Raw genomic sequence first — 22,321 nt, forward strand, 5'->3', positions numbered from 1 at the left:
CCTGTTGGTCTTTCATATATGTATCACTTCTCAAAGCGATTTAACATCTCATCTCTCATCCCAAAGCTGACAACAGCAATCCCGACATACATAAAAATAAGAACTGCTGGATGTACTATATTGTACCAGTGGCTATCAATAATTAAATATACCGTTAATACTGTAACAAGTAAAAAAGCAACAATAAACATGTAAAAGTGTCTTTGACTACCCATAACGAACTCCTCTCTAAATTACTCATTTATTGTAACGAATTCTCCCCTATGACTCAAGACTAACTTTCCTGTAAATGGTCTAACTCAACTTTCACAATATCATGACAAGCGATTGGAATGAGTGTTCCTTTACTATCGATTGCGGTTACACTTTTATTATCTAATACGTGATGTTTCACTCTCTCTAACATTTTTTCTGTATCTTGGTAATAAAATTCTTTAATATCCTTAATCATCTCACCATTTTCTAAATGGTACACCATCCTATAACGCTTATAGCCCATCTTTTTCATCCCCTTGTTCATTTCTTCACATATGTATGAAAAATTGACATTTTTGCTTCTCATTTACTTTAATTTCATTAAAATTCTAACAAAAATACACAATTTTATCAAAGGGACTTTTTCAACAAAAATGTTGAGAAAGTATGACAATTCCACAATCTTACATAAAACCTGCAATTTTATAACATCTTTTTTAGGTAATGATACTTTCTTCGGCAATATATGAAAAGAACTCGCATATAGCGAGTTCTCTCCAACCTATTATTAATGATTAAACTTGTACCATAGATGGTTTTTGATAACGTAAAACCGGCTTACGCGCTGCCATTGTTTCATCAAGGCGCTTAATTACTGTTGTATGCGGCGCTTCTTGAACCACTTCTGGGTTTTCTTCTGCTTCTTTTGCGATTCGAATCATCGTATCAATAAATCCATCTAATGTTTCTTTTGACTCTGTTTCTGTCGGCTCAATCATGATACATTCTTCCACATTTAATGGGAAGTAAATTGTTGGCGGATGGTAGCCGAAATCAAGCAGACGTTTTGCAATATCAAGTGTACGTACGCCAAGTTTCTTTTGACGACGACCAGATAAAACAAATTCATGCTTACAATGTCTATCGAATGGAAGATCATAGAATGGAGCTAATCTTCTCATCATATAGTTAGCATTTAATACTGCATATTCTGTTACTGCACGAAGTCCGTCTGGGCCCATAGAACGAATATACGTATACGCACGAACATTAATGCCAAAGTTACCATAGAATGGTTTTACGCGTCCAATTGCTTGTGGACGATCGTAATTAAAGTAGTAACCACTTTCTGTTTTCTCTAAAATTGGTTTTGGTAAAAACGGAATTAAATCTGCTTTTACACCTACTGGACCAGAACCTGGGCCACCGCCGCCATGCGGACCTGTAAATGTTTTATGAAGGTTTAAATGTACAACGTCAAATCCCATATCTCCTGGGCGCGCTTGACTTAATACCGCATTTAAGTTTGCACCGTCATAGTACAATTTACCGCCTGCATCATGGACGATTTGTGCCATTTCTAAAATATTCTCTTCAAATAGTCCAAGTGTATTTGGGTTTGTTAACATAAGCGCTGCTGTTTCTTCGTTCACAACACGTTTTAAATCCTCTAAGTCAACAAGACCATTTTCATTTGATTTTACCGTAATTGTTTCAAATCCTGCTACTGTTGCAGATGCTGGATTTGTTCCGTGCGCAGAGTCAGGAACAATAACTTTTGTACGGTTATAGTCACCGTTTGCTTCATGGTATGCACGGATTAACATTAATCCTGTCCATTCGCCATGCGCACCAGCTGCTGGTTGAAGTGTAACAGTATCCATACCTGTAATTTCGATTAAATGTTCTTGTAAATCGTACATTAATTCCATTGCACCTTGCACTGTTTTTTCATCTTGAAGTGGATGAATATGTGCAAAGCCTGGGAAACGTGCCACGTTTTCATTGATCTTTGGATTGTACTTCATTGTACAAGATCCTAATGGATAGAACCCAGAATCAACACCATGGTTACGATTTGAAAGAGCTGTGTAATGGCGCATAATATCAAGTTCAGATACTTCTGGAAGCTCTGCATCTTCAGTACGAATATAATCGCTCTCAAACACATCTTCTAATTTTACTTCTTCTACATCTAATTGGGGTAAGCTATATCCTACGCGTCCTTCTCTACTCATTTCAAAAATAAGTGCTTGGTCTTGATTCTTCATTGGATAGCCCCCATTTCGTTTACAAGTGTGTCAATTTCTTCTTTTGTGCGAAGCTCTGTTACAGCTAGAAGCATATGATTCGCAAGCTCTGCATAGTCACGGCCAAGGTCGTAACCACCGATAATATTTTTTTGTAATAATGCATCGTTTACTTCTTGTACTGGACGTTTGCAATCTACAACAAATTCATTGAAGAACGGTCCAGCAAATGTTACTGTGAATCCTTTTGCTTCAAGTTGACGTTTTGCGTATTGTGCTTTAGAAACATTTTGACGCGCCATTTCCTTCACACCTTGTTTTCCAAGTGCTGTCATTGCAACAGAAGCTGCTAATGCGTTTAACGCTTGGTTTGAACAAATATTAGATGTCGCTTTATCACGGCGAATATGTTGCTCACGTGCCTGCAGCGTTAATACGAAACCGCGTTGTCCTTCAGAATCCACTGTTTGTCCAACAAGGCGTCCTGGAATTTTACGCATAAACGCTTTTGTTGTTGCAAAATAACCGCAGTGAGGGCCACCAAACTGTGTTGGAATACCAAATGGTTGTGCATCGCCTACAACAACATCCACTCCAAATTTACCAGGTGGTGTTAACGCTCCTAATGCTAATGGGTTAGAAGAAACGATAAATAATGATTTTTGCTGATGAACGATTTTCTCAATATCAGCTAGTTTCTCTACTTGTCCGAAGAAGTTTGGATATTGAACGATTACGCAAGCTACTGTATCATCTACTTTGCTTTGTAATTCGTTTAAGTCTGTTATGCCATCTTTATAATCAATTTCAACAACCTGAAGATGTTGACCTTTTGCATATGTTTCAAGAACTGCTCTTGATTCTGGATGAACTGCTTTAGAAACAAGAATTTTCTTTTTACGAGTATGACCTGCTGCTAGCATCGCCGCTTCTGCTAACGCTGTACCTCCGTCATACATAGAAGAGTTCGCTACATCCATTCCCGTTAATTCACAAATCATTGTTTGGAATTCAAAGATTGCCTGTAATTCCCCTTGTGAAATTTCCGGTTGGTATGGTGTATAAGCTGTATAAAATTCTGAACGAGAAAGAACATGATCAACAATTACTGGTGCATAATGATCATATACACCTGCTCCTAGGAAGGAAGCATAGTCTTTTAAATTTGCGTTTTTACGAGCAAGCTCAGACAGTTCTTTTAAAAGTTCTGGTTCTGATTTTGCTTGTTTGATATTTAAATCCCCTTGAAAACGAACGCTTGTTGGAATATCAGAAAATAATTCATCAATCGATTGTACACCAATCGTTTGTAACATTTCTTTTTTGTCTTCTTCTGTCATTGGAAGATAACGATGCAACATGAAATCTACCCCTCTCCCCGTTACTTTGAACGTTTGTAAAATGGTGTTGGAACGACAACTGCTTTGACGCGTTTGTTACGAATTTCAATTTCGACTTCTGTATCAATTGCTGCGTATTTTACATCAATTAGCGCTAAACCGATGCTTTTCTTTAACGTTGGAGATTGTGTACCACTTGTAACTTCCCCGATTTTTTCATCGCCTACATATACTGGGTAATGAGTACGCGGGATACCACGCTCAATTACTTCGATGCCGACTAATTTACGAGGTGCACCGTTTTCTTTTTGTTCCTTTAAAGTTTCTTTTCCAAAGAAATCTACTTCTTTGTTTGGTTTTACTGCAAAGCCAATTCCAGCTTCGATTGGTGTAATATCTTTTGATAACTCTTGACCATAAAGCGGAAGTGTTGCTTCAAAGCGAAGTGTATCACGCGCTCCTAAGCCACATGGTTTTAAGCCGTCTTCTGCTCCTGCTTCAAGAAGTTTCTCCCAAAGTTTTGCAGCATCTTCGCTCTTACAGTAAATTTCAAAGCCATCTTCACCTGTGTAACCTGTACGAGATACAAGCGCTTCTACACCATCTACAAGAACATTGTCTTTAAATTTAAAGAACTTAATTTCTTTCAAATCTTCTGACACAACTTTTTGTAAAATGTCCTCTGCTTTTGGTCCTTGAATTGCAAGTTGTGCAATTTCGCTAGAAACGTTGACTACTTGTACATCACCGCTTACATGAGACGCTAACCACTCGTAATCTTTTTCAATATTTGATGCATTGATTACTAATAAATAGTCTTCTTCCCCGCGTTTGTAGATTAATAAATCATCTACTGTACCACCATCTTCGTAACACATTGCCGTATATTGTGCTCCGCCTACCTTTAAGATAGAAACGTCGTTTGTAACTACACGTTGTAAAAATGCTAAACTATCTGCACCTTTTACTTCTACTTCTCCCATGTGAGACACATCAAAAAGACCTGCTGCTGTACGAACAGCCTCGTGTTCTTCTTTAATGCTCGAAAATTGAACTGGCAATTCCCAGCCACCAAAGTCAATTGTCTTCCCACCATACTTCGCGTATACATCAAATAGCGGTGTACGTTGTAATGTAATCATGTTCTCTCCCCCTTACGCTGTCTATGACAAATCAATAAAAGTTGGCTTCCCATATCTAAACATTTTTAATTCTGTAAAGATGGGATATACGGAATCTCACGCTTTTTTTTATGAAAGCGTAAATAAAAAAGTACTTTCTTGGATAAAATACGAAAGATTCCACACATTTCACATCATTATCCTAACATTTTTCGAGCCGTTTCATCAATATTCTAGCTAAAAAAATAATTTAGAATTTATAGAAGGTGAGATTTTATCCATGAATGTCGAAATTTCAATAGATCGTTCTTGGCAAGAAAACTTCTTAAAACGAATAGAAGAAGATGGTCCGTGGACAAATTGGGAACTATTTCATCTAGCATATCAAACTGAACAGTCCCTTCTCATTCCAACATTTGACGGGTTACAGGCACCCAAGCATTTACCTAGCTTCACGCCACTTCCACATCAGTTAGAAGTAGCACAAACAGTCATTGAACAAATGAATGGAAAAGCAATCTTAGCAGATGAGGTTGGTCTTGGAAAGACAATTGAAGCCGGGCTTATTTTAAAAGAATATATGGTGCGCGGGCTTGTGAAAAAAGTGCTTATTCTTGTACCTGCCTCACTCGTTTCACAATGGGCATATGAATTGAATACGAAATTTTTCATTCCAGCTGTCGCCCAAAGAAAAAGTTACTCCTGGGAGCAAGCTGACGTTATCGTTTCTTCCATCGATACAGCAAAACGCTCTCCGCATCGTGACATTGTTTTAAATTTAGAATACGATCTCATTATTATTGATGAAGCACATAAACTAAAAAACAATAAAACGAAAAACTATGAATTTGCGCAACTATTAAAGAAAAAGTTTTGTTTATTACTTACAGCAACACCTGTTCAAAATCGTATTGATGAAATCTTTAATCTTGTCTCATTATTAAAACCTGGCCATCTCGGCAATCAATCTAACTTTGAAGAATATTATGCTTCTAAAAATCGCAACGCTGAAACAGATGAACATTTAAAAGAGCTTATCAATAAAGTAATGGTACGGAACCGCCGGAATGACACCGGCATTGAATGGCCAAAGCGACACGTTCATACGCTTTTTGTAGATTTCAATGAACAAGAGAAAGCCTTATACGATGCAATTGAAGGTTGGAAAAGACAAGATGCATTTACTTCTGCATTTTCTGCTTTAACCTTAAAGCGTGAGGCATGCAGCAGCCGTGAAGCTGTTTATTTCTCACTCAAAAAACATGTAGAAAAGCGTCAAAAAGAAGATGAACAATATACACCAGATCCATACATAGATGTGTTGATGGAAAAAATTAATTGTATTTCTTCCAACTCAAAAGCAAATAAAACATTAGAAATCATTAAAGAAATTAATGATAAAGTTGTAATCTTCACAGAATATCGTGCTTCTCAAATGTATTTGCAATGGTTTTTAAAGCAGCATGGCATCTCGTCTGTACCATTTCGCGGTGGATTTAAACGCGGTAAAAAAGATTGGATGAAAGAATTATTTCAAAACCATGCACAAGTATTGATTGCGACAGAAGCAGGTGGTGAAGGGATCAATTTACAATTTTGTAATTATATGATTAACTATGACCTTCCTTGGAATCCGATGCGACTTGAACAAAGAATCGGACGTATTCATCGTCTTGGACAAAAGCATGATGTTCATATTTATAATTTGGCAACGAAACATACAGTAGAAGAACATATTTTAAAACTGCTGTATGAAAAAATTAACTTATTTGAGCGTGTCATTGGCGATTTAGATGAAATTTTGACAAGAATTAATATGAAAAATATTGATGCGCACATTCAAGACATTTTTGCACATTCCAAAAGTGAAGGAGAAATCCGAATAAAAATGGAAAACTTGACGTCCATTATTGAATTTGCAAAACGAAATGAAACTGAGGTGCGTGGTTATGCAGCAACATGAAATTCATAATTATTTAAGTTGTTTTTTCGAGGCAAATAGCTGTGAAATTTTACAGCGTTTTCCGCATTTACTAGACGTACAATTAACAATTGATATGGACAAGCTGCTGATGAACCGTCCATTTTACTGGCATTATCTTGAGAAAACCGGCGGCACACCAAATCCGATGCGACTTACATTCATTACTGATCCAAAACATGAGGAGAAAGAAGGCGAGCTCATTCACTATGGTTCTCCGCGCTTACATCAAATTTTCCAGGCTACAAAGGAATTAGGTGCTTACATCCGCTTATTTGAAGATGTTCATTCTAATGGGCACACAAGCACTCCGCTTCATCCTTGGCTTGGCGTCAATATAAAAGTCTCCTATCAATGTGATCGAAAAAAAGATATGCTATATTCCGTCGGTATCCATCTTATTTCTGGTACGATGATTACAAATTTTCATGAGGCATTAGCAATACTTCGTCTAACACCAAAAATCCCTGATTTTTGTTTTACATTAACACCTATTATTAAACCGCAAAGCGGGTTATCTAGAATTGAAGAAGCAATGAAAAATGTCATTGGGACAGACGATCACACATGGGCTGAAGAAGCAAAAGTGCGTTGGAATCACGATTTACAGCTATTAAATCGCTTTTACGAGGAAAATGATGAATTACCAGAAAGCTACGCGATAGAAAAACAAGCATTGCAAGAACAATATGAACCGCGAATTACCATGCAAATTATAAACGGCGGACTCTTTTATGTCACAGCAAATCATTTTCTGACATAAAAAAAGCACCTTCTAGAAGGTGCTTTTTTTATCCCGCACTAAGGGGCAGTAAGACCTTCACCTCAAGATTCAGAGAAAGCGAAGAAGATAGGTGAGGGATAACTGCTCCTAAGAGCCCAATTGATTCAACTAACCATCAGCGGGGGATGAAGCCCCCTACTGATGAAAGTTTCACTTTATATTTTCCCATTATATTTTCGACCATCGTTATGTTCTTGTTGTTGAATTTTTGTCATTCGCTTTTGATATTCTCTCTGTTTTGCACTCACATGATTTGCATCTGTTTCTTTATTCTTCTTTGAACCGCCTGCTCCGTTACTCATTTTGTTCACCCCACTCGCATATACTTCACCATTAGTTTTAGCAATCATAATTTTCCTTATGCAAAAAAGTAAGGAGAGGCATTGGCCTCTCCTTACACATATTTTTGAAACATATCATGCAGCCCTTGATTCACAAGAAAAGAAATCTGCTCATCAGACTTATGAGGATAACGATCACGTAGTCGAATTGATGCCTTTATAATTAAATTTTCTAATACAGAACGCCCACCTTTTCCATAAATCGTTTCCGCATATTCTACCAACTTTCCGTCCTCAACTCTTGCAGGGTTTTGATCAAAGAAAAATTTACTCATTTATACCACCTCTTTTTGATAACGTTTACATTTATATAGATTCAATATGTTATTTATTTCACAATTAATGTATGCACGTATTAATGATTAGTTTCATTATAAAACAACATTGCCACAATATTAATGTGTAATTTAGACAAATTTGTGAACAATCCCAAAAAATGAAAGCGTTTTAATTATTATATAACAAAAATGATTACCCTGCTAGAGGTAATCATTTTTTGTTTCTTATTCTCGCTTACTTTACAAACAGGAAACAGAAACCATACACAATCAATTATCAATGAAACAAAAGATATTTGTTTCTATTCTTCGTTTAATACACGCTCAAGACGTTTACGAAGCATTGGCATCCCACTGCCACCTGCTTGGAAATGACGCAGTTTACCTTCTTTATCAAATACGTAATACGCAGGGACATATTTATTTTCAAATGCATCTGTAATTACATGCTTGCTATCCACTAAAATCGGTTGAATGATATCATGACTTTCTGCCATTTTTTCAATCACCGCTAAATCTAAATCATCTTCTGAACGAGGCATATGAACTGCAACAACATTTAAACGATCATCGTACTCATCACGTAATTCATTTACTTCTGGCATTGCTTCTTTACATAGATAACAACTTACTGACCAAAAATGAATAAGTGTTGGTTTATCACCAATTAACTCTTCACGTGTGATTGTATCGTTTAACATTTGTGTTGCGCCTTCTAATGATGGCATTTGCTCGCGTAATTTCATAACTTTAATTCCCCCTTTAAATTATAACGTTTCTTGCCCTGGTTTCCAGTTCGCTGGACAAAGTCCACCTGTTTGTAGTGCTTGTAGAACACGTAATACTTCGTCTACTTCACGTCCGATATTGTTGTGATGTACAACTTGATACATTAATTCACCCTCTGGATTTATAATGAATAATCCACGAAGTGCAATACCTTCTTCTTCTAATAACACACCATAGTCACTTGATACAGTGTGATTTGTATCCGCTGCTAATGGATAGCGTAAATCACCTAATCCATTTTTCGTACGATCTGTGTTAATCCAAGCTAAATGTGTGTGCACTGTATCTGTAGAAACACCGATTACCTCTGCGTCTAAATCTTCAAATTCGTCATAACGATCAGAAAGGGCGATGATTTCAGTTGGACAAACGAAAGTGAAATCCATTGGATAGAAATATAGCACTGTCCATTTATCATTTTTCATATTTTCTTCTAAACTAACTTTTTTAAATTCTTTATTTGGCATCACAGCATTCATCTCAAAACGCGGTGCTTGTTTTCCTACTAAACGTTTTGTCATATCCCTATTCTTCCTCCTAAAAACTAATTAATATTTATTTCTACTTTATAATTATTACAATTAATATTATATATGTTATTAAATTAAAGTCAACATTAAATTAAAATTATTTTAATTTGAGTTTTTTTCTCAATTAAAAAAGTTTTAATGTTCAGAATTTTATTCATAAAATCCAAGCCGAGGAGGACTTTGATAAAACAAAACTATATGGCTTTATATGATTTCTAAGTTTGCAGTAGATGGATACGGAAAAATGAAAGCAATTATAATAAGAATTTGTTGGTTCGTTTCGGTAGGCATCAGAGCTGGGTTTCCTTTAGGTCGGTTATAAAATTAAGCAAGTGACAGAAGCAGAAATTTAACTTATAAAGTGAAACTTCCATCAGTGGGGATTTTTTATTGGTTTAAAATAGAGTGTTTCTTTTTCTTTGGCTCTGTTAAAGAAAATCAAATAGCATAGCCAACAAAAAAGAAAGCAAACTAAAATCGTGGATGCCAATAACGAAAAATATCACTCTAATATCTTTATATAGTGTAATTCATAATATTCGGCATCCTTGAAGGAATAACTAAATCAAACTACAAGGGCGGTGAAAAAATGGCTAAAAACAAGAATAACCAATTTAAAAATAATAAAAATGCTCAGCCAAAAGCAGATGTAGAATTTTCAAGAGAAAATGGACTTGAAAAAATAGCATTAAGAGCCCAAAAAAATCCAAAATAAGTAAACAATATGGGACAGTTAACCTGTCCCTCAAAATTAACCTGATGTTTTTAGGGATACTAACAGTAGAACGTCATAAGATGGTCTTTTTATTTTAGATAAATACATGGAACTAACGGGTACATTAGTTAAGTGAGAAACAAACAAAAGGAGCAAAATTAGCAGGATAAAGTGAAACTTCCATCAGTAGGGGGTTTTCTTCATCCCCACTGATGGTTAGTTGAACCAATCGGGTTTTTACGGGCAGTTATCCCCCACCTATCTTCTTTGCTTCTCTCTGCATCTTGAGGTGGGGTCTTGCTGCCCGTTAATGCGGGATAAACAAGTAGCTCCACTGTTTACAAACAGTGGAGCTACTTGTTTAGGTTATATTGTCGAATAGATGACGAGTACAACTCGCCGTAGAAATTGTACTATGACATACAATTCTTTTCTAGTTGTAAATTATTCCAAAAATCATTAACTTGATTTCTCTCGCTTTTTCTTCACTTGTCGGTAAAATAATGCAGCACTTAACGGCAGCATACCAAACCAACGATTTAAAAATGGTTCTCTCTCTTCACGGCGCTGTTGCCGCTTTTGTTTTCGGTCAGCTTTTGGAGCATCCATATATGATACGAATTGTTGTGTCATATATCTTATATAATCATTTGTAGACATATCTCTCACCCCTACTAAATTAGTATGTCCACTTTTTTATTCCTTAATCTGCGCTTGAATTTCTTGCACAATTGTTTCAATACTTTTATTTGTCGTGTCTATCTTCAGTACTGCTTCTTCATAATAGGCTTGACGCTTTTCAAATTTCTCTATAAATGATGGTATGTTTTCTTTTTGAAATAATGGTCTTGTTGTATCTCCGGCAATTCGCTCTGCGATTACATATGGATCACAGTACAAATAAATTACAGTGCCATGTTCTTTCATCCATTGTCGATTCTCAGCTTTTTCGACTATTCCCCCTCCTGTTGTAATAATACAATCCTTTGTCGGCAGTAATTGCAGCACTTCACTTTCATACTTTCGAAAGACATCCTCCCCTTCTTCAGAAAAGATATCTCGAATGATTTTCTTTGTCTTTTCTTCAATGCGTTGATCTGTGTCAATGACCGGGATATGAAGTACACTGCTTAATGCTTTACCGATTGTCGTTTTCCCAGCTCCCATAAAACCTGTAATATATAATGCCCTCATACTATAACCTCTCCTCTTGCCAATTCGTAATCGCTTCGTTATTTGTATTATAACGAAAGCTCACTTTATATGTGAGCTTTCGTTTCGTTATACACTGTAAAGTAATAAAAGCATCCCCATCTACTATTGTACAATCTCCCTTCGCTTCTCCTTTTTCATACGTATAAAAAAATGTCCTTTTTTCCATTCCAGTTTTTAGCTCTTGTTTTACTTCTGCAATAGCTTGATCCGTTATTTCTTCTAATATAAATAATTCTTCTGCTTCTGCATAAAACTTTTGATCTGATAAGAATATATTTGTCTCATATACAAAGAAAGACATGAGCAACAATATGAGAATAATCGTTCCTGGCATTGTAAATCCACTTTCAGATCTCATCTATTCACCTCAATAACAGAATAACGAGTAACAACACCATCATATACCTTACCACTTATATCCTGCACGCGTATTATCAATGTATGCGCTGTTAATTCATAAGAAATATTCTCTACTTTTTGCAAAAGAACTTCATGTCCCGTCCCATTTACTTTTCGAACAACATTATTTCCAGACATAACATACGTAACACGTTCTCCTGTCTTTGTTTTCAAAAATAATTTTCCGTCGCCATTATTTCCTTCCTCTACTTCTCGAAACTCAATTTGTACTTGCTCTAAAAAAATATTCCATTCCCAATTCGTAACTTGTTTAGAGTAAGGAGTTTCTATAAATAATACGTGAAGACGAGGCAGAAGAAGAAAGAATACCGATAACAATAGAAAGCACATCATAACTTCTAACAACGTAAATCCCTTTTCTTTTTTGCTATTTTTTAACATAGCGACACCGTTCAATTTCTCGTCGTTTAATATCTTTCCATCGTACACATACCTTTTCATCCTGCCATTGAATTCTATATGTCACATTCTCATATTGTTTTTCTATTACTGGTGAAATTACATGATGATACATATATGTGGCCGCTGCTTCTTTTAAGAATAGCTGTGCGTTGTACCGAAGTTGAATATTTTTTCGTTCTTGCATAATGAGAAGCGTTTGCGGAAGCAAGAGTGAGACCGTCATCATTAGTAAGCTAAGGGACACAAGGATCTCCAGCATAACAGAACCTTTTTCACACTTCATAATACGTAAATCTTCCTCTCCCAAGCTGAAATACGATATAATACGTTTTCGTTTTATAAGAAACAATAATTGTGCCGCCTCTATTAATATTTCCATCAGCACCGTAAGTCATTGGATTTGGAAACGTATTTAGGTTCACCTGTATGTCAGATGAATAGTAACGAACAAGAACAGGATCTGTTTCTCCTGAAGATGTAACGCTATACTTTCCCTGATTAGGAAACCATCGTAACGTATGACGATTACGATGGCTTATCGCTGCTTGCTGCATAAAAAGGATGTCTTGAGAAAATTGATTCATAAACTGAGCAATTTTTTGTTTTTCATATATTGAGGATAGATTAAAGTATGTTACAACACTTAATATAGAGATAGCACTTAATACGATGAGCATTTCTAATAACGTAAAGCCATTTTTCTTCACGATTTCCCTGCAACTGTAACTTCCCCATCTGTCGTATTAATTGTAATACTCTCACCTTTTGGGCAAGTTTTAGATGTAATATATTTACCATCGTATAACTCGTCTACTGTTGGGATTTTATTATATTCTAATTGATACGCTTGTACTTGCGCTTCAACAGACTTTACAAAGGCGTCGCATCCCTTTCCTTGTACAGAAGAGCGCTGTTTTACCACATTTGGAATAATAAGAAGCAGCAAAACAGAAATCACAAGCATAACAAGCAACATTTCTAACAGCGTAAAGCCTTTTTCATTTTTCACAGAACAAGCCTCCTAAATAGAATCCATCATTTGAAACATCGGCATAATCATCGCCAAATACATAAGAATAACAACCATTCCGATACATCCAAATAAAAGAGGTTGCACAACAAATAAAATACGATTAATTTTCTCTTCCATCTTTTCTATTATCATTTCACTATAATCGGCAAGCTCAGCCGCCAAATTCCCATTTGCTTGTCCATGTTTAATAATATAAGAAAGCTCCCGTTCGTAGTAAGGCCGATCCATCATAATGAAATCAAGATGTTCGCCTATCGTTAATAATTCCTCTATTTTGAGAGCTTCGCATTGAAAGAATGGATGATGCTTTTGTTCCTTCATTAACGCGAGCGCTTCTAATATAGATAACCCGCCTTGCAAAAGGCCGCTTAATTGGACTGCAAAATATTGTGAGTTTGTTAACATAAAAAACTGTTTTATAAGAGGCACTCGCATAAAAATATTCATTCTCCTAACCGGGTGCAACCTCTTTACATACACCATATATATAAGCACTGCAATACCAATTGCCAAAACAACTCCACCCATTATATACGGAAGGACTTGAATAAACGTTAAAATATCATCTGTAAATGAAGAAGAGGACCCGCGAAGTGAACGATATAAAGTTGAAAACTGCGGAAGAAGCACCATATTAAATACGAAGAGGATTCCTAATAGAAACAAGGAAAGAAAAAGTGGATAACGCAATATCTTCATCATATTTTTTTGATGTTTATCTTTTCTGCTGAGTAGTGAGCTTCCTTGTTGCAACGCAAAGGAAATGTCACCATGCTGCTCTGCATAAAATAAATAACTTAAAATGTCTGGATGAAATGCAAGTTTATAGAACACGTCATGCAAGCTACTTCCTTTTCTAAATTCTTCAGCAGCATCTTGAAGCTGTATTTGTTTATGAGGATTTAAGTGGAAATGAAGAAATTCTAATGCATGTAATAAAGAATACCCTTTCTCTAAGAGCTCGCCAAGCCTTCGCAGCAATAAAGCTTGTTCATGTAACCGCCACCTCTCATGTTTAAACATAAACATCTTCTTCAATAAACCCTAGTGCATATCCTTTTCTTAATTCATCTTGAAGCGTTGTATATTGATACATTGCTTGTTTTCCATTCGCTTCCCGAATGACTTCTTTCAGCTCATAACCGTACAATAATTCATAAATGCTTGCTCGGCGTACATGACGCATTTTTTTACATAACGGTGAGCATTTTCCTTTGCAAAATGGACATTTCAATTCCACTAATCGTTGTGCCGCTACCGCTAATAACGATTGTTCAATTTCTTGAAGGGTAATGCCATAATCCATTAAGCGTAATACTGCACTCTTCGCATCATTTGTATGCAATGTCGTCATAACTAAATGGCCTGTTAAACTTGCTCGAACCGCCACCTTTGCCGTTTCTTCATCTCGGATTTCTCCTACTAAAATAATATCCGGGTCATGACGTAAAATTGCTTTTAATCCAGTTGCATACGTAATACCAGCTTTTTCATTAATTTGTATTTGTAATAACCCGTCCTTTTTCTTTTCAACTGGATCTTCAAGCGTAACAATGCGGCGAGTCTGTTCCTTCTTCGCTACTTCTAAAAGGGCATACATCGTTGTTGTTTTTCCTGACCCAGTTGGTCCTGTAAAAATAATTAATCCATGCGAATGATGTAAAAAAGATAGAAGTGTTTTCGCAGAACTTGGGAATAATGAGAGATGCGAGAGGTTTGGCACCGCCGTTTGTAAGTGCATACGAATGACCAAACTTTCATGATGTATAGTTGGTAAAGTAGAAAGGCGTAAGTATACTTCCTCCTCATTAACTTTCATCTGCAATGAACCATTTTGCGGCTTTCTCCTTTCACCAATATCCATAGCTGCTAAAAATTTAAAGTGCGATACAAGCCGTTCGCAAAACTCTTTTGAAATACAGTGCTTTGTTACTAAATCTTTTCCAATACGCAATTGCACAACAGCATCTTCATGACGCGGCACAATATGAAGATCTGATGCACGCAACCGGCATGCTTCTTTCATGATTGTGTCAGCAAACTGTTCGACAGCATTCACTGTTATCCCCTCCTCACTATTTATATATCATGGCCATCATGAAAAGAAAAATGAGGAATTTTCTATTTCTATCATGAAATTTTTCAATTTTCTAAACAAAAATAACAAAAAGTATGTGAAATTATGAACAATTAATGAATCATTACCAAAACCCATTATTATACAACATTATCTATATTATAATGTTGTTATCTCAGATAAACCAATAAAGGTGGCGATCCTCATGGAACAAGCTTTAAAAATTACAAATGTACTATCTGATCCAACACGCTATTATATTTATCAATATATTTCTCAAAAACATAATGAAGTTACTGTACAAGAAATTGCTGATGAATTTGATATTCATCCAAATGTTGCGCGTTTACACCTCTCTAAGCTAGAAGATGTAAATATGTTAAAATCAGAAACAAAAAAAACAGGTAAAGGTGGCAGACCAAGCCGGTTATACGCACTATCAGACGATGTGATTCAACTGCAGTTTCCGTTTCGTGATTATCAATTGTTAGCACAAATTGCATGCAATACATTGCTTAGCTTAGGTGAAATCGGTGAAAAAGCACTATATGACACAGGTAAGAAGTTTGGTAAAGAATTAATGGAACAACATCTACATCGGCTAAACATTAGCGAAAATGAATTAACAGTAGAACAAAAAATACAAATTGCGAAAGAAGCTTTAACAACAGCCGGATTATCTCCGACATTTGAATTAAGCATTGATGAAACAAAAATTTTCTATGATGTATACAATTGTCCATTTAAAGAAGTTGCCATTCACCATCCAAAAGAAATTTGCAACATGCACGTCGATATGATGACAGGCATCTTTGAAATTTTATTCCCGAACATGGAATTAACCCGCAATGAGAATATGCTAGAAACAGGTTGTAAATCTTGTAATTATCATCTTCATATGTAAAATAAGAAGCCAGATTATACTGGCTTCTTATTATTTTGCAAATGTTTACAATAGTTAGAAAAGTGCATTATAATAAAAGAAGTATTAAGTTCATATAGAAGGAGGGGAATGGGATGGAGCGCATGTTTCGCGTTCTCGGCTTTTGGACTGGTATTTTTTCAGTCATGTTTTATCTAGGGGATTTGTATGGGGCAGCACTATTGTTTTTAGGACAAACAGGATTTTTTGTACTTTTAAGTTATTTAAAATTAACAGAGCGCATGTACATTTATGTATTCGGCGCATATTTAACAGTTTTCTTCATTGGATTTACATACTATACGACATTCCTTCTTACACCAGGAATAGGACATTAAGATGGCATATACGCCATCTTTTTTTTATATTTAACTCATTTCATAGTTGACTTATAGGTTTTATTGGAATATATTTGTATGTAACAGATTTGAAGGGGGAAAACAGTATGAATACATTGTTAGTTAGCATAAACGTTGTAATTATGCTCCTATTAGTCAGCGTGTTATATTATATGCAGCGTAAGCACGTTTCTTTTAATAAACGTGTATTTACCGCACTCGGACTCGGAATTATATTCGGACTTATTTTACAATTTTTTTATAAACCAACTTCTGAAGTCATTATCCAATCTAATAATTGGTTTAACTTAATTGGAGGCGGTTATGTTAAGTTATTACAGATGATCGTTATGCCGCTTATTTTAGTTTCTATTCTTTCAGCGTTTACAAAATTAAAACTAACAAATAATCTTGGTAAAATTAGCGGTTTTATTATCGGTATTTTACTTCTTACAACGGCAATTGCTGCTGCAGTCGGAATTGCTGCAAGCGCTGGTTTTGATGTGCAAGCAACTGGCTTGCAGCAAGGTGATGCAGAAACAGCTCGCTTAAAATTAGTGGAAGAAAAATTCACTTCCATGGAACAAACACCCATTCCGCAAAAATTATTAGAATTACTCCCTGCAAATCCATTTCTAGATTTAACAGGTGCTCGTCCAACATCAACAATTTCTGTTGTCATTTTTGCAGCGTTTATTGGGATTGCCTTCTTAGGAGTGAAAAAGAAATATCCAGAACAGGCAGAACAATTTAAAAAGATGCTCGATGCCGTATATGCGGTCGTAATGCGGATGGTGACATTAATTTTACGTCTTACTCCATATGGCGTACTTGCTCTTATGGCAAAAACAGTTTCAGGTAGTGATATCCAGGCCATTTTAAAGCTTGGAAATTTTGTATTAGCGTCTTACGTAGCACTCATTGTTATGTTTATTATTCACTTATTACTTATCGCTCTTTCTGGTTTAAATCCAATCCAATATTTGAAAAAGGTATTCCCTGTTTTAACATTTGCGTTTACCTCACGCTCAAGCGCAGGTACACTGCCATTAAATATTGAAGCGCAAAAAGAAAAACTAGGCGTTTCAGAAGGAATTGCAAACTTTGCGGCATCCTTTGGTGTATCAATTGGTCAAAACGGATGTGCCGGTATTTATCCTGCAATGCTTGCGATGATGGTTGCACCAACTGTTGGTATCGATCCGTTGCAACCGCAATTTATCTTAACGTTAATTGCCGTTGTTGCGATTAGTTCATTCGGCGTTGCTGGTGTCGGAGGCGGAGCAACATTTGCAGCACTCATCGTACTTTCTACAATGAACTTACCAATTGGAATTGTCGCTCTATTAATCTCTGTTGAACCATTAATTGATATGGGACGCACAGCTTTAAATGTGAGCGGTTCTATGACAGCTGGTTTGATTTCTAGCAAATGGCTCGGAGAATTAGATGTAAATACGTACAATGAAACAGTCAATAAAACTGAAGAAGTTGCATTATAAGAAAAACCCCCTGAACATTCAGGGGATTTTCTTATTTGTATAATCTATTTTTTACAAATACCCATGTTCTTCACACCAATCATGAAATTGCCGAACATCTACATCAATTAAAACAATATCTTTTAATTCAATATCAATATTCATATCGTCAATTACAATCGCATATTTTGTAATGCTCTCCGTATCATTTCGTTTTACGATTCCAATTTGATTCCGATACGGCCCATCTTTTACATATGCTTTTTGTCCTGTAATATCAAAGTTCAACATCTTCACCTCTTTCATTTGCTCCATTTCTGTATATATATGATGAAACAATGAAAGAGTCTCCTACTTTTTGCTTTATTACAATTATTTTTCATTTGTTTTAATTGTATAAAATATACATAAAAATTCATATTAGAAACACATTGATAGCGCTTTCTAAAATATACTCATGTTATACTAATACAGTGAAACTCCGATTAGTGGGGACTTCACTAATAATCAATTTCACACATCGTTTTTTGTAGGCCTTTATTCTTCACTACCTTTTTGACTTTCTCACAGTCTTGAGGCAGAGGGCTTATTGTCCGCAAATAGCGAGATAAATTGAAATTTCCATCAGTGGGGGTCTTACTGCCCAAAAGTAGCGAGATAAAATCGAATTTCTTAAAGAGGAAAAAAAATGAATACAGTAATCATTACAAAAATCATCGAAACCTTAAAATCATATGGATTTCAAAATGCAGCATATTGTGAAAAAACAAAACAATATTTGTTTCACAACGAGACAGATATTATGAGCGGTTATGCAGAAATAACATATAGCGCTCAATTTGAAAAATTCAGCGTACAAATCCATCCTATTGAAACACATCACCTTACAGAATTGCAAGAAGTCGAGAAGCATATACAATCTTGCATACGAAAGGTTGAGTATTTAAATACAATCATTGAAAAGCAATATAAAAGCGCAGAACGTATACAAAAAAGAACGTGCTAAGCACGTTCTTTCTTTATACATTCATGTTTTCTTTAATTTGAAGACCTGACGCATTCTCTAATAATTCAACTGCTTCTTCTAATGCCATATCAAAAATCGTTTGTTCACCTTCCACATAAGGAAACTTATGAAAACGCTTCTCCATTTTTTTCACTGCATCAGATGAAAACGTCGCACTATCTACACTAAATTCTGATTCCAACAACACAATACAATCTAATAGATGAAATCCTAAACCATTTATAAAGGAAATAAACTTCTCTTTTGACTGCGATGATACAAAAACGTTACGCTCAAGTTCATAAAATAACTCTTCGCCTAAGATCTCTTCCAGTTCATCATCATGTTCACGATTTATAATCTCTTCATACCCATAATCATCAACGAGTTCTTCTACCTCTTCTCCATCTTCAAATAGTAATTGTGCTAAAAGTGCATCTTTCTTATATTCACTTTGCTGTACAACTGTTAGAAAGTTTGTTTTCCACCCTTGTTCTAACTGCATATTTATATCTCCTTTTTATATACTCTTTATTTTTAAATATATACGTTTTTTCAATTGCTTTTTCGCTTTCTCATTACACTGTTTAACAAATGGAGATACGATAGACGCTCTTTGCATCTTACCATTTCTATAAACAAACGGATCAATTAATCGTGCTTTTCCGCCCTTATAACAAATGTCGTATTCTGTATCGTTCTCTTCTAATTCTACTTTTGAATGTAAGGAACTAAGCATCTTCTCAATTTCACTATCTCCACTATTTCGCAACATATGTAATACCGTTTCATCATCGGCTGAAAAATCAGATAGATCCAAAATATTCTTTTGCAGCGCCTCTTGTAATACCTTTGTTAATATATAAGAACCGTATGACGTCAACGGATGTAAAAAGAAATCAATCGTTTCTTTATAATAAGTTTCTGTAAACCATTCTGCTGCCTGTACAGACTGTAAACATATTTGTCCGTTATGAACTGTTACGTCTTCTAAAAAAGAGCACACTTCTTGCTTTGAAATCATTCCATATGTGTATAGATCCCGTAACGTATAGTCCATACGATCTGCACATAAATTTGGCAGAGGTTGTTCTAATAACGTCCATTGTTCCCATTTCTCAATCATTCTATAATCATAGCCATATGTCTGCAAAATAGATGGAATATCTGAAGCTTCAATAACGTCCATAAAAATTTGTTCATGATAATCTTCATCTTGCTCCTCTAATACGCGGTCCACAATGTGAGAAAATGCTGTATGGGATATATCGTGAAGCAAGGCGGCAATTTGTTCTTCTACACTACCACCTAACATTTTTACAAGAATCATAACGCCAACAGAGTGCTCGTAACGTGTTACATTCCACGTTGGATTCACGAGAAAGCTTGCACCACCTTGATGAATCTTCTTTAGACGCTGCACTGCTTTTGATTGCAATAGTTCCGCGAGCACGCCATCTATATGATGTTCACCATATATAGTATCATTAATTGTAATCAAACTTTTGCCCCCTCTAACACTTGTTGAATAAATTCTTCTATACTACCTTCAACTATATGTACTTCTGGTAAATGGTAAAACGTTGTATCTAAAGAATGATTTTCACTATACAAATATACCTTTTCATCCCAAGCAAGTGCCATTCCAAATTCTGTATAACTCTCTTTTCCTCTATCTAATAAAAGCAGAAAAACGTCAGCGTCACGCACAGCTTGTTTTTCTGCTTTTCCAATATCTCTTAATTGTAATCCACTTGTCGCTTTTTCATTTTTTGTCCAATCATATGTATGAATCCACCCTGCTTGTTTTAGTTTATTAGGGCGGACAAGAGGTTTATTTGTAAAGGTTGAAGTAATATAAAATTTCATACTACTTCTCTCCTTATTATATATAAAATAGACGGGAAATCCTTCGTACGCATGAAAAAAGAGGACGCTTACAACTATAACTCTCTTTTTACTTTTTGATTGCTTTTATCATTTAACATATCTAATTCAGCTTTAATTTCTGATTTTTCTAGTTTTCGTTCTTGTGAAAAATTCCGGCCCATATAAACTATAATACTACCAATATATAATACTAAACAAACAACTAGAGCAATATTTTCATAGAGACTTAGCCCCAACGTAGTCACTCCTAATCTCATCCGTATTTTCACGCGTCAACAATTAGAATCCCCCTGTCAAATCTATGTTATTGTAACATAAAGTATGCTGTTATCTCTATTTAAAAAGCATGATCTCTATGAAATCATGCTTTCGTTACGTAATCAATAATCGTTTGCAACGCTTCTTGTCCGTTATACTGCTGCATAGATCTTTTATACTGCAAACGATGTTTATACAATTCTTCCACATATTCAACAAGTAACGTTTCCGTTAAATCTTCTTCAAATAACACACGTCCATATCCTTGTTTTTCAAACGACTGTGCATTTAAAATTTGATCGCCTCGGCTCGAAGACTTCGGAAGCGGAATTAATAACATCGGCTTTTGCAGTGTTAGAAATTCAAAAATCGCATTGGACCCTGCACGAGAAATGACAATATCTGTTGCTGCTAATATGTCTGGCAGTTCACCATGAACATATTCAAACTGCTTGTATCCTGGCATACTTTCAAGCTTTTCGTCGAGATTTCCTTTCCCGCACAGATGAACAATTTGATACGTTTGAAGAAGATTCGGCAATGCACCACGCACTGCTTCATTAATGCGTCGTGCTCCTAAACTGCCTCCCATAACCGTAATAACTGGCTTTGATGCAGTGAACCGTAAAAATTGCAGTCCTTTATTACGACTCCCTTGCAAAACCTCTTCTCGCACAGGTGAACCAGTATAGACTGTTTTTTCTTTTGGTAGATGTTTTTTCGCTTCTTCAAACGTAACAAATATTTTTGAAGCAAAGCGAAGAGCAATTTTATTTGCAAGCCCCGGTGTCATATCAGATTCATGTAAAAAAACAGGAACACGGTTTAACCATGCGCCAATTACAACTGGTACAGATACGAAACCACCTTTTGAAAAAATAACATCTGGTTTTAATTTCCGAATGCGTACATACGCATCCATAACCCCTTTCATCACAAGAAAGGGATCTTTAATATTTTTTAAATCAAAATAACGGCGAAGTTTTCCACTTGCTACACCATAATAAGGAATCCCTTCTTTTTCAATGATGGTCTTTTCAATTCCATTATGCGAACCAATATAGCACACGTTCCACCCACTCTTTTGAAAATGCGGTATAAGCGCTAAATTAGGTGTAACATGACCAGCAGAACCTCCGCCTGTAAATATAATCGTCTTCACAGTAAGTCTCCTT

The 22,321-nt window shown here is 35.7% G+C and carries 30 protein-coding genes and 1 pseudogene; 7 read left to right on the top strand and 24 right to left on the bottom strand.

Going from position 1 to position 22,321, the window contains the following annotated elements:
• Positions 1–23: 23 nt before the first annotated feature.
• From NKR74_RS17740 to gcvT, 5 genes are all read right to left on the bottom strand, one after another.
• Entirely contained in the window at positions 24–215 is a 192-nt protein-coding gene (locus tag NKR74_RS17740) for a hypothetical protein (protein WP_253630399.1), read from the bottom strand.
• A 59-nt stretch (positions 216–274) separates the two neighbouring features.
• Complete coding sequence (locus NKR74_RS17745; RefSeq protein WP_098307696.1) at positions 275–499, bottom strand: DUF3929 family protein; 225 nt, start codon at positions 497–499, stop codon at positions 275–277.
• 271 nt (positions 500–770) lie between these two features.
• Entirely contained in the window at positions 771–2,246 is a 1,476-nt protein-coding gene (gene gcvPB, locus NKR74_RS17750) for an aminomethyl-transferring glycine dehydrogenase subunit 2 (protein ID WP_253630400.1), read from the bottom strand.
• On the bottom strand, positions 2,243–3,586 hold the full coding sequence (gcvPA, locus tag NKR74_RS17755) for an aminomethyl-transferring glycine dehydrogenase subunit GcvPA (RefSeq protein ID WP_253630401.1): 1,344 nt from the start codon (positions 3,584–3,586) through the stop codon (positions 2,243–2,245). Before gcvPA ends, gcvPB begins: the two co-directional genes overlap by 4 nt.
• A 20-nt stretch (positions 3,587–3,606) precedes the next feature.
• Positions 3,607–4,707, bottom strand: coding sequence for a glycine cleavage system aminomethyltransferase GcvT (gene gcvT / locus NKR74_RS17760; RefSeq protein WP_098307702.1), 1,101 nt, complete (start codon positions 4,705–4,707; stop codon positions 3,607–3,609).
• A 259-nt stretch (positions 4,708–4,966) separates the two neighbouring features.
• Between gcvT and NKR74_RS17765 the strand changes: the two genes are divergently transcribed.
• Together NKR74_RS17765 and NKR74_RS17770 are read left to right on the top strand one after the other, a co-directional pair.
• Complete coding sequence (locus tag NKR74_RS17765) at positions 4,967–6,649, top strand: DEAD/DEAH box helicase (RefSeq protein ID WP_098307704.1); 1,683 nt, start codon at positions 4,967–4,969, stop codon at positions 6,647–6,649.
• Positions 6,636–7,430 carry a YqhG family protein gene (locus NKR74_RS17770; RefSeq protein WP_253630402.1) on the top strand — a complete coding sequence of 265 codons (795 nt, stop codon included), beginning with the start codon at positions 6,636–6,638 and terminating at the stop codon, positions 7,428–7,430. The genes NKR74_RS17765 and NKR74_RS17770 overlap by 14 nt, the downstream gene beginning before the upstream one ends.
• Positions 7,431–7,606: 176 nt before the next feature.
• Here NKR74_RS17770 and NKR74_RS17775 read toward each other — a convergent pair whose 3' ends face one another.
• From NKR74_RS17775 to NKR74_RS17790, 4 genes are all read right to left on the bottom strand, one after another.
• On the bottom strand, positions 7,607–7,801 hold the full coding sequence (locus NKR74_RS17775) for a hypothetical protein (protein WP_141524989.1): 195 nt from the start codon (positions 7,799–7,801) through the stop codon (positions 7,607–7,609).
• 44 nt (positions 7,802–7,845) lie between these two features.
• Positions 7,846–8,067 carry a hypothetical protein gene (locus tag NKR74_RS17780; RefSeq protein ID WP_098307708.1) on the bottom strand — a complete coding sequence of 74 codons (222 nt, stop codon included), beginning with the start codon at positions 8,065–8,067 and terminating at the stop codon, positions 7,846–7,848.
• Positions 8,068–8,372: 305 nt separating this feature from the next.
• Complete coding sequence (locus NKR74_RS17785; RefSeq protein ID WP_098307710.1) at positions 8,373–8,816, bottom strand: TlpA disulfide reductase family protein; 444 nt, start codon at positions 8,814–8,816, stop codon at positions 8,373–8,375.
• 21 nt (positions 8,817–8,837) lie between these two features.
• Complete coding sequence (locus NKR74_RS17790; protein ID WP_098307712.1) at positions 8,838–9,380, bottom strand: peroxiredoxin; 543 nt, start codon at positions 9,378–9,380, stop codon at positions 8,838–8,840.
• 598 nt (positions 9,381–9,978) lie between these two features.
• Here NKR74_RS17790 and NKR74_RS23980 point away from each other — a divergent pair.
• The gene (locus NKR74_RS23980; protein WP_268865312.1) at positions 9,979–10,104 is read left to right on the top strand and encodes a hypothetical protein; all 126 of its coding nucleotides are present in this window, start codon (positions 9,979–9,981) and stop codon (positions 10,102–10,104) included.
• A gap of 459 nt (positions 10,105–10,563) precedes the next feature.
• Here the strand turns inward: NKR74_RS23980 and NKR74_RS17795 are convergent, their stop codons facing one another.
• From NKR74_RS17795 to comGA, 9 genes are read right to left on the bottom strand one after another with little or no spacing between them, the layout of a single operon-like run.
• Positions 10,564–10,764 carry a YqzE family protein gene (locus NKR74_RS17795; protein WP_098307716.1) on the bottom strand — a complete coding sequence of 67 codons (201 nt, stop codon included), beginning with the start codon at positions 10,762–10,764 and terminating at the stop codon, positions 10,564–10,566.
• A 36-nt stretch (positions 10,765–10,800) separates the two neighbouring features.
• A complete protein-coding gene (locus NKR74_RS17800; RefSeq protein WP_253630403.1) occupies positions 10,801–11,298 on the bottom strand; it encodes a shikimate kinase in 498 nt (165 codons plus the stop codon).
• Between the two features lies 1 nt (position 11,299).
• Positions 11,300–11,677, bottom strand: coding sequence for a competence type IV pilus minor pilin ComGG (gene comGG, locus NKR74_RS17805; protein ID WP_098307720.1), 378 nt, complete (start codon positions 11,675–11,677; stop codon positions 11,300–11,302).
• Positions 11,674–12,120, bottom strand: a complete 447-nt coding sequence (comGF, locus tag NKR74_RS17810; RefSeq protein ID WP_098307722.1) for a competence type IV pilus minor pilin ComGF — start codon at positions 12,118–12,120, stop codon at positions 11,674–11,676. The genes comGG and comGF overlap by 4 nt, the downstream gene beginning before the upstream one ends.
• The gene (comGE, locus tag NKR74_RS17815) at positions 12,107–12,424 is read right to left on the bottom strand and encodes a competence type IV pilus minor pilin ComGE (protein WP_098307724.1); all 318 of its coding nucleotides are present in this window, start codon (positions 12,422–12,424) and stop codon (positions 12,107–12,109) included. Before comGE ends, comGF begins: the two co-directional genes overlap by 14 nt.
• On the bottom strand, positions 12,414–12,848 hold the full coding sequence (gene comGD / locus NKR74_RS17820; RefSeq protein ID WP_098307726.1) for a competence type IV pilus minor pilin ComGD: 435 nt from the start codon (positions 12,846–12,848) through the stop codon (positions 12,414–12,416). Before comGD ends, comGE begins: the two co-directional genes overlap by 11 nt.
• Positions 12,845–13,150, bottom strand: coding sequence for a competence type IV pilus major pilin ComGC (gene comGC / locus NKR74_RS17825; protein WP_098307728.1), 306 nt, complete (start codon positions 13,148–13,150; stop codon positions 12,845–12,847). The genes comGD and comGC overlap by 4 nt, the downstream gene beginning before the upstream one ends.
• A 12-nt stretch (positions 13,151–13,162) precedes the next feature.
• Positions 13,163–14,197, bottom strand: a complete 1,035-nt coding sequence (comGB, locus tag NKR74_RS17830; protein ID WP_253630404.1) for a competence type IV pilus assembly protein ComGB — start codon at positions 14,195–14,197, stop codon at positions 13,163–13,165.
• Positions 14,190–15,233 (bottom strand): competence type IV pilus ATPase ComGA, encoded by a 1,044-nt coding sequence (gene comGA / locus NKR74_RS17835; protein WP_253630405.1) that lies wholly within the window; start codon positions 15,231–15,233, stop codon positions 14,190–14,192. Before comGA ends, comGB begins: the two co-directional genes overlap by 8 nt.
• 223 nt (positions 15,234–15,456) lie before the next feature.
• Between comGA and NKR74_RS17840 the strand changes: the two genes are divergently transcribed.
• The 3 genes from NKR74_RS17840 (at position 15,457) to NKR74_RS17850 (ending at position 18,013) form a co-directional block, all read left to right on the top strand.
• Positions 15,457–16,155, top strand: coding sequence for a helix-turn-helix transcriptional regulator (locus NKR74_RS17840; protein WP_098307734.1), 699 nt, complete (start codon positions 15,457–15,459; stop codon positions 16,153–16,155).
• Between the two features lie 113 nt (positions 16,156–16,268).
• Positions 16,269–16,511, top strand: a complete 243-nt coding sequence (locus tag NKR74_RS17845) for a DUF2626 domain-containing protein (protein ID WP_098307736.1) — start codon at positions 16,269–16,271, stop codon at positions 16,509–16,511.
• Between the two features lie 107 nt (positions 16,512–16,618).
• Positions 16,619–18,013 carry an L-cystine transporter gene (locus NKR74_RS17850; protein WP_098307738.1) on the top strand — a complete coding sequence of 465 codons (1,395 nt, stop codon included), beginning with the start codon at positions 16,619–16,621 and terminating at the stop codon, positions 18,011–18,013.
• A gap of 51 nt (positions 18,014–18,064) precedes the next feature.
• Here the strand turns inward: NKR74_RS17850 and NKR74_RS17855 are convergent, their stop codons facing one another.
• Positions 18,065–18,280, bottom strand: coding sequence for a DUF3912 family protein (locus tag NKR74_RS17855; protein ID WP_230574934.1), 216 nt, complete (start codon positions 18,278–18,280; stop codon positions 18,065–18,067).
• 400 nt (positions 18,281–18,680) lie between these two features.
• Here NKR74_RS17855 and NKR74_RS17860 point away from each other — a divergent pair, with 400 nt between their 5' ends.
• Entirely contained in the window at positions 18,681–18,998 is a 318-nt protein-coding gene (locus NKR74_RS17860) for a hypothetical protein (protein WP_098307740.1), read from the top strand.
• Positions 18,999–19,011: 13 nt separating this feature from the next.
• Here the strand turns inward: NKR74_RS17860 and NKR74_RS17865 are convergent, their stop codons facing one another.
• The 5 genes and pseudogenes from NKR74_RS17865 to NKR74_RS17885 all read right to left on the bottom strand — a co-directional run bounded on the left by NKR74_RS17865 (position 19,012) and on the right by NKR74_RS17885 (position 22,308).
• Positions 19,012–19,503, bottom strand: a complete 492-nt coding sequence (locus NKR74_RS17865; RefSeq protein ID WP_253630406.1) for a hypothetical protein — start codon at positions 19,501–19,503, stop codon at positions 19,012–19,014.
• A 15-nt stretch (positions 19,504–19,518) separates the two neighbouring features.
• A complete protein-coding gene (locus tag NKR74_RS17870; protein WP_253631176.1) occupies positions 19,519–20,496 on the bottom strand; it encodes an HD domain-containing protein in 978 nt (325 codons plus the stop codon).
• Positions 20,496–20,867 (bottom strand): group-specific protein, encoded by a 372-nt coding sequence (locus tag NKR74_RS17875; protein ID WP_253630407.1) that lies wholly within the window; start codon positions 20,865–20,867, stop codon positions 20,496–20,498. Before NKR74_RS17875 ends, NKR74_RS17870 begins: the two co-directional genes overlap by 1 nt.
• Before the next feature lie 74 nt (positions 20,868–20,941).
• A pseudogene (locus NKR74_RS17880) lies at positions 20,942–21,164 on the bottom strand (DUF3966 domain-containing protein).
• 85 nt (positions 21,165–21,249) lie between these two features.
• The gene (locus tag NKR74_RS17885) at positions 21,250–22,308 is read right to left on the bottom strand and encodes an undecaprenyldiphospho-muramoylpentapeptide beta-N-acetylglucosaminyltransferase (RefSeq protein ID WP_253630408.1); all 1,059 of its coding nucleotides are present in this window, start codon (positions 22,306–22,308) and stop codon (positions 21,250–21,252) included.
• Positions 22,309–22,321: the final 13 nt, after the last annotated feature.

The organism is Bacillus sp. 3103sda1 (assembly GCF_024159135.1).
In the GTDB taxonomy this organism is placed as follows: Bacteria; Bacillota; Bacilli; order Bacillales; family Bacillaceae_G; genus Bacillus_A; species Bacillus_A rhizoplanae.

Coding starts and splice junctions, on each gene's coding strand:
- comGB (WP_253630404.1), bottom strand. CDS start 14,197: ATGTTTAAACATGAGAGGTGGCGGTTACATGAACAAGCTTTATTGCTG.
- NKR74_RS17790 (WP_098307712.1), bottom strand. CDS start 9,380: ATGACAAAACGTTTAGTAGGAAAACAAGCACCGCGTTTTGAGATGAAT.
- comGE (WP_098307724.1), bottom strand. CDS start 12,424: ATGAAGTGTGAAAAAGGTTCTGTTATGCTGGAGATCCTTGTGTCCCTT.
- NKR74_RS17865 (WP_253630406.1), bottom strand. CDS start 19,503: ATGCAGTTAGAACAAGGGTGGAAAACAAACTTTCTAACAGTTGTACAG.
- NKR74_RS17850 (WP_098307738.1), top strand. CDS start 16,619: ATGAATACATTGTTAGTTAGCATAAACGTTGTAATTATGCTCCTATTA.
- NKR74_RS17740 (WP_253630399.1), bottom strand. CDS start 215: ATGGGTAGTCAAAGACACTTTTACATGTTTATTGTTGCTTTTTTACTT.
- NKR74_RS17875 (WP_253630407.1), bottom strand. CDS start 20,867: ATGAAATTTTATATTACTTCAACCTTTACAAATAAACCTCTTGTCCGC.
- NKR74_RS17745 (WP_098307696.1), bottom strand. CDS start 499: ATGGGCTATAAGCGTTATAGGATGGTGTACCATTTAGAAAATGGTGAG.
- NKR74_RS17795 (WP_098307716.1), bottom strand. CDS start 10,764: ATGTCTACAAATGATTATATAAGATATATGACACAACAATTCGTATCA.
- comGF (WP_098307722.1), bottom strand. CDS start 12,120: ATGTTAAAAAATAGCAAAAAAGAAAAGGGATTTACGTTGTTAGAAGTT.
- NKR74_RS17800 (WP_253630403.1), bottom strand. CDS start 11,298: ATGAGGGCATTATATATTACAGGTTTTATGGGAGCTGGGAAAACGACA.
- NKR74_RS17840 (WP_098307734.1), top strand. CDS start 15,457: ATGGAACAAGCTTTAAAAATTACAAATGTACTATCTGATCCAACACGC.
- gcvPB (WP_253630400.1), bottom strand. CDS start 2,246: ATGAAGAATCAAGACCAAGCACTTATTTTTGAAATGAGTAGAGAAGGA.
- NKR74_RS17775 (WP_141524989.1), bottom strand. CDS start 7,801: ATGATTGCTAAAACTAATGGTGAAGTATATGCGAGTGGGGTGAACAAA.
- NKR74_RS17780 (WP_098307708.1), bottom strand. CDS start 8,067: ATGAGTAAATTTTTCTTTGATCAAAACCCTGCAAGAGTTGAGGACGGA.
- NKR74_RS17765 (WP_098307704.1), top strand. CDS start 4,967: ATGAATGTCGAAATTTCAATAGATCGTTCTTGGCAAGAAAACTTCTTA.
- NKR74_RS23980 (WP_268865312.1), top strand. CDS start 9,979: ATGGCTAAAAACAAGAATAACCAATTTAAAAATAATAAAAATGCTCAG.
- NKR74_RS17845 (WP_098307736.1), top strand. CDS start 16,269: ATGGAGCGCATGTTTCGCGTTCTCGGCTTTTGGACTGGTATTTTTTCA.
- NKR74_RS17860 (WP_098307740.1), top strand. CDS start 18,681: ATGAATACAGTAATCATTACAAAAATCATCGAAACCTTAAAATCATAT.
- NKR74_RS17770 (WP_253630402.1), top strand. CDS start 6,636: ATGCAGCAACATGAAATTCATAATTATTTAAGTTGTTTTTTCGAGGCA.
- gcvT (WP_098307702.1), bottom strand. CDS start 4,707: ATGATTACATTACAACGTACACCGCTATTTGATGTATACGCGAAGTAT.
- gcvPA (WP_253630401.1), bottom strand. CDS start 3,586: ATGTTGCATCGTTATCTTCCAATGACAGAAGAAGACAAAAAAGAAATG.
- NKR74_RS17785 (WP_098307710.1), bottom strand. CDS start 8,816: ATGAAATTACGCGAGCAAATGCCATCATTAGAAGGCGCAACACAAATG.
- comGG (WP_098307720.1), bottom strand. CDS start 11,677: ATGAGATCTGAAAGTGGATTTACAATGCCAGGAACGATTATTCTCATA.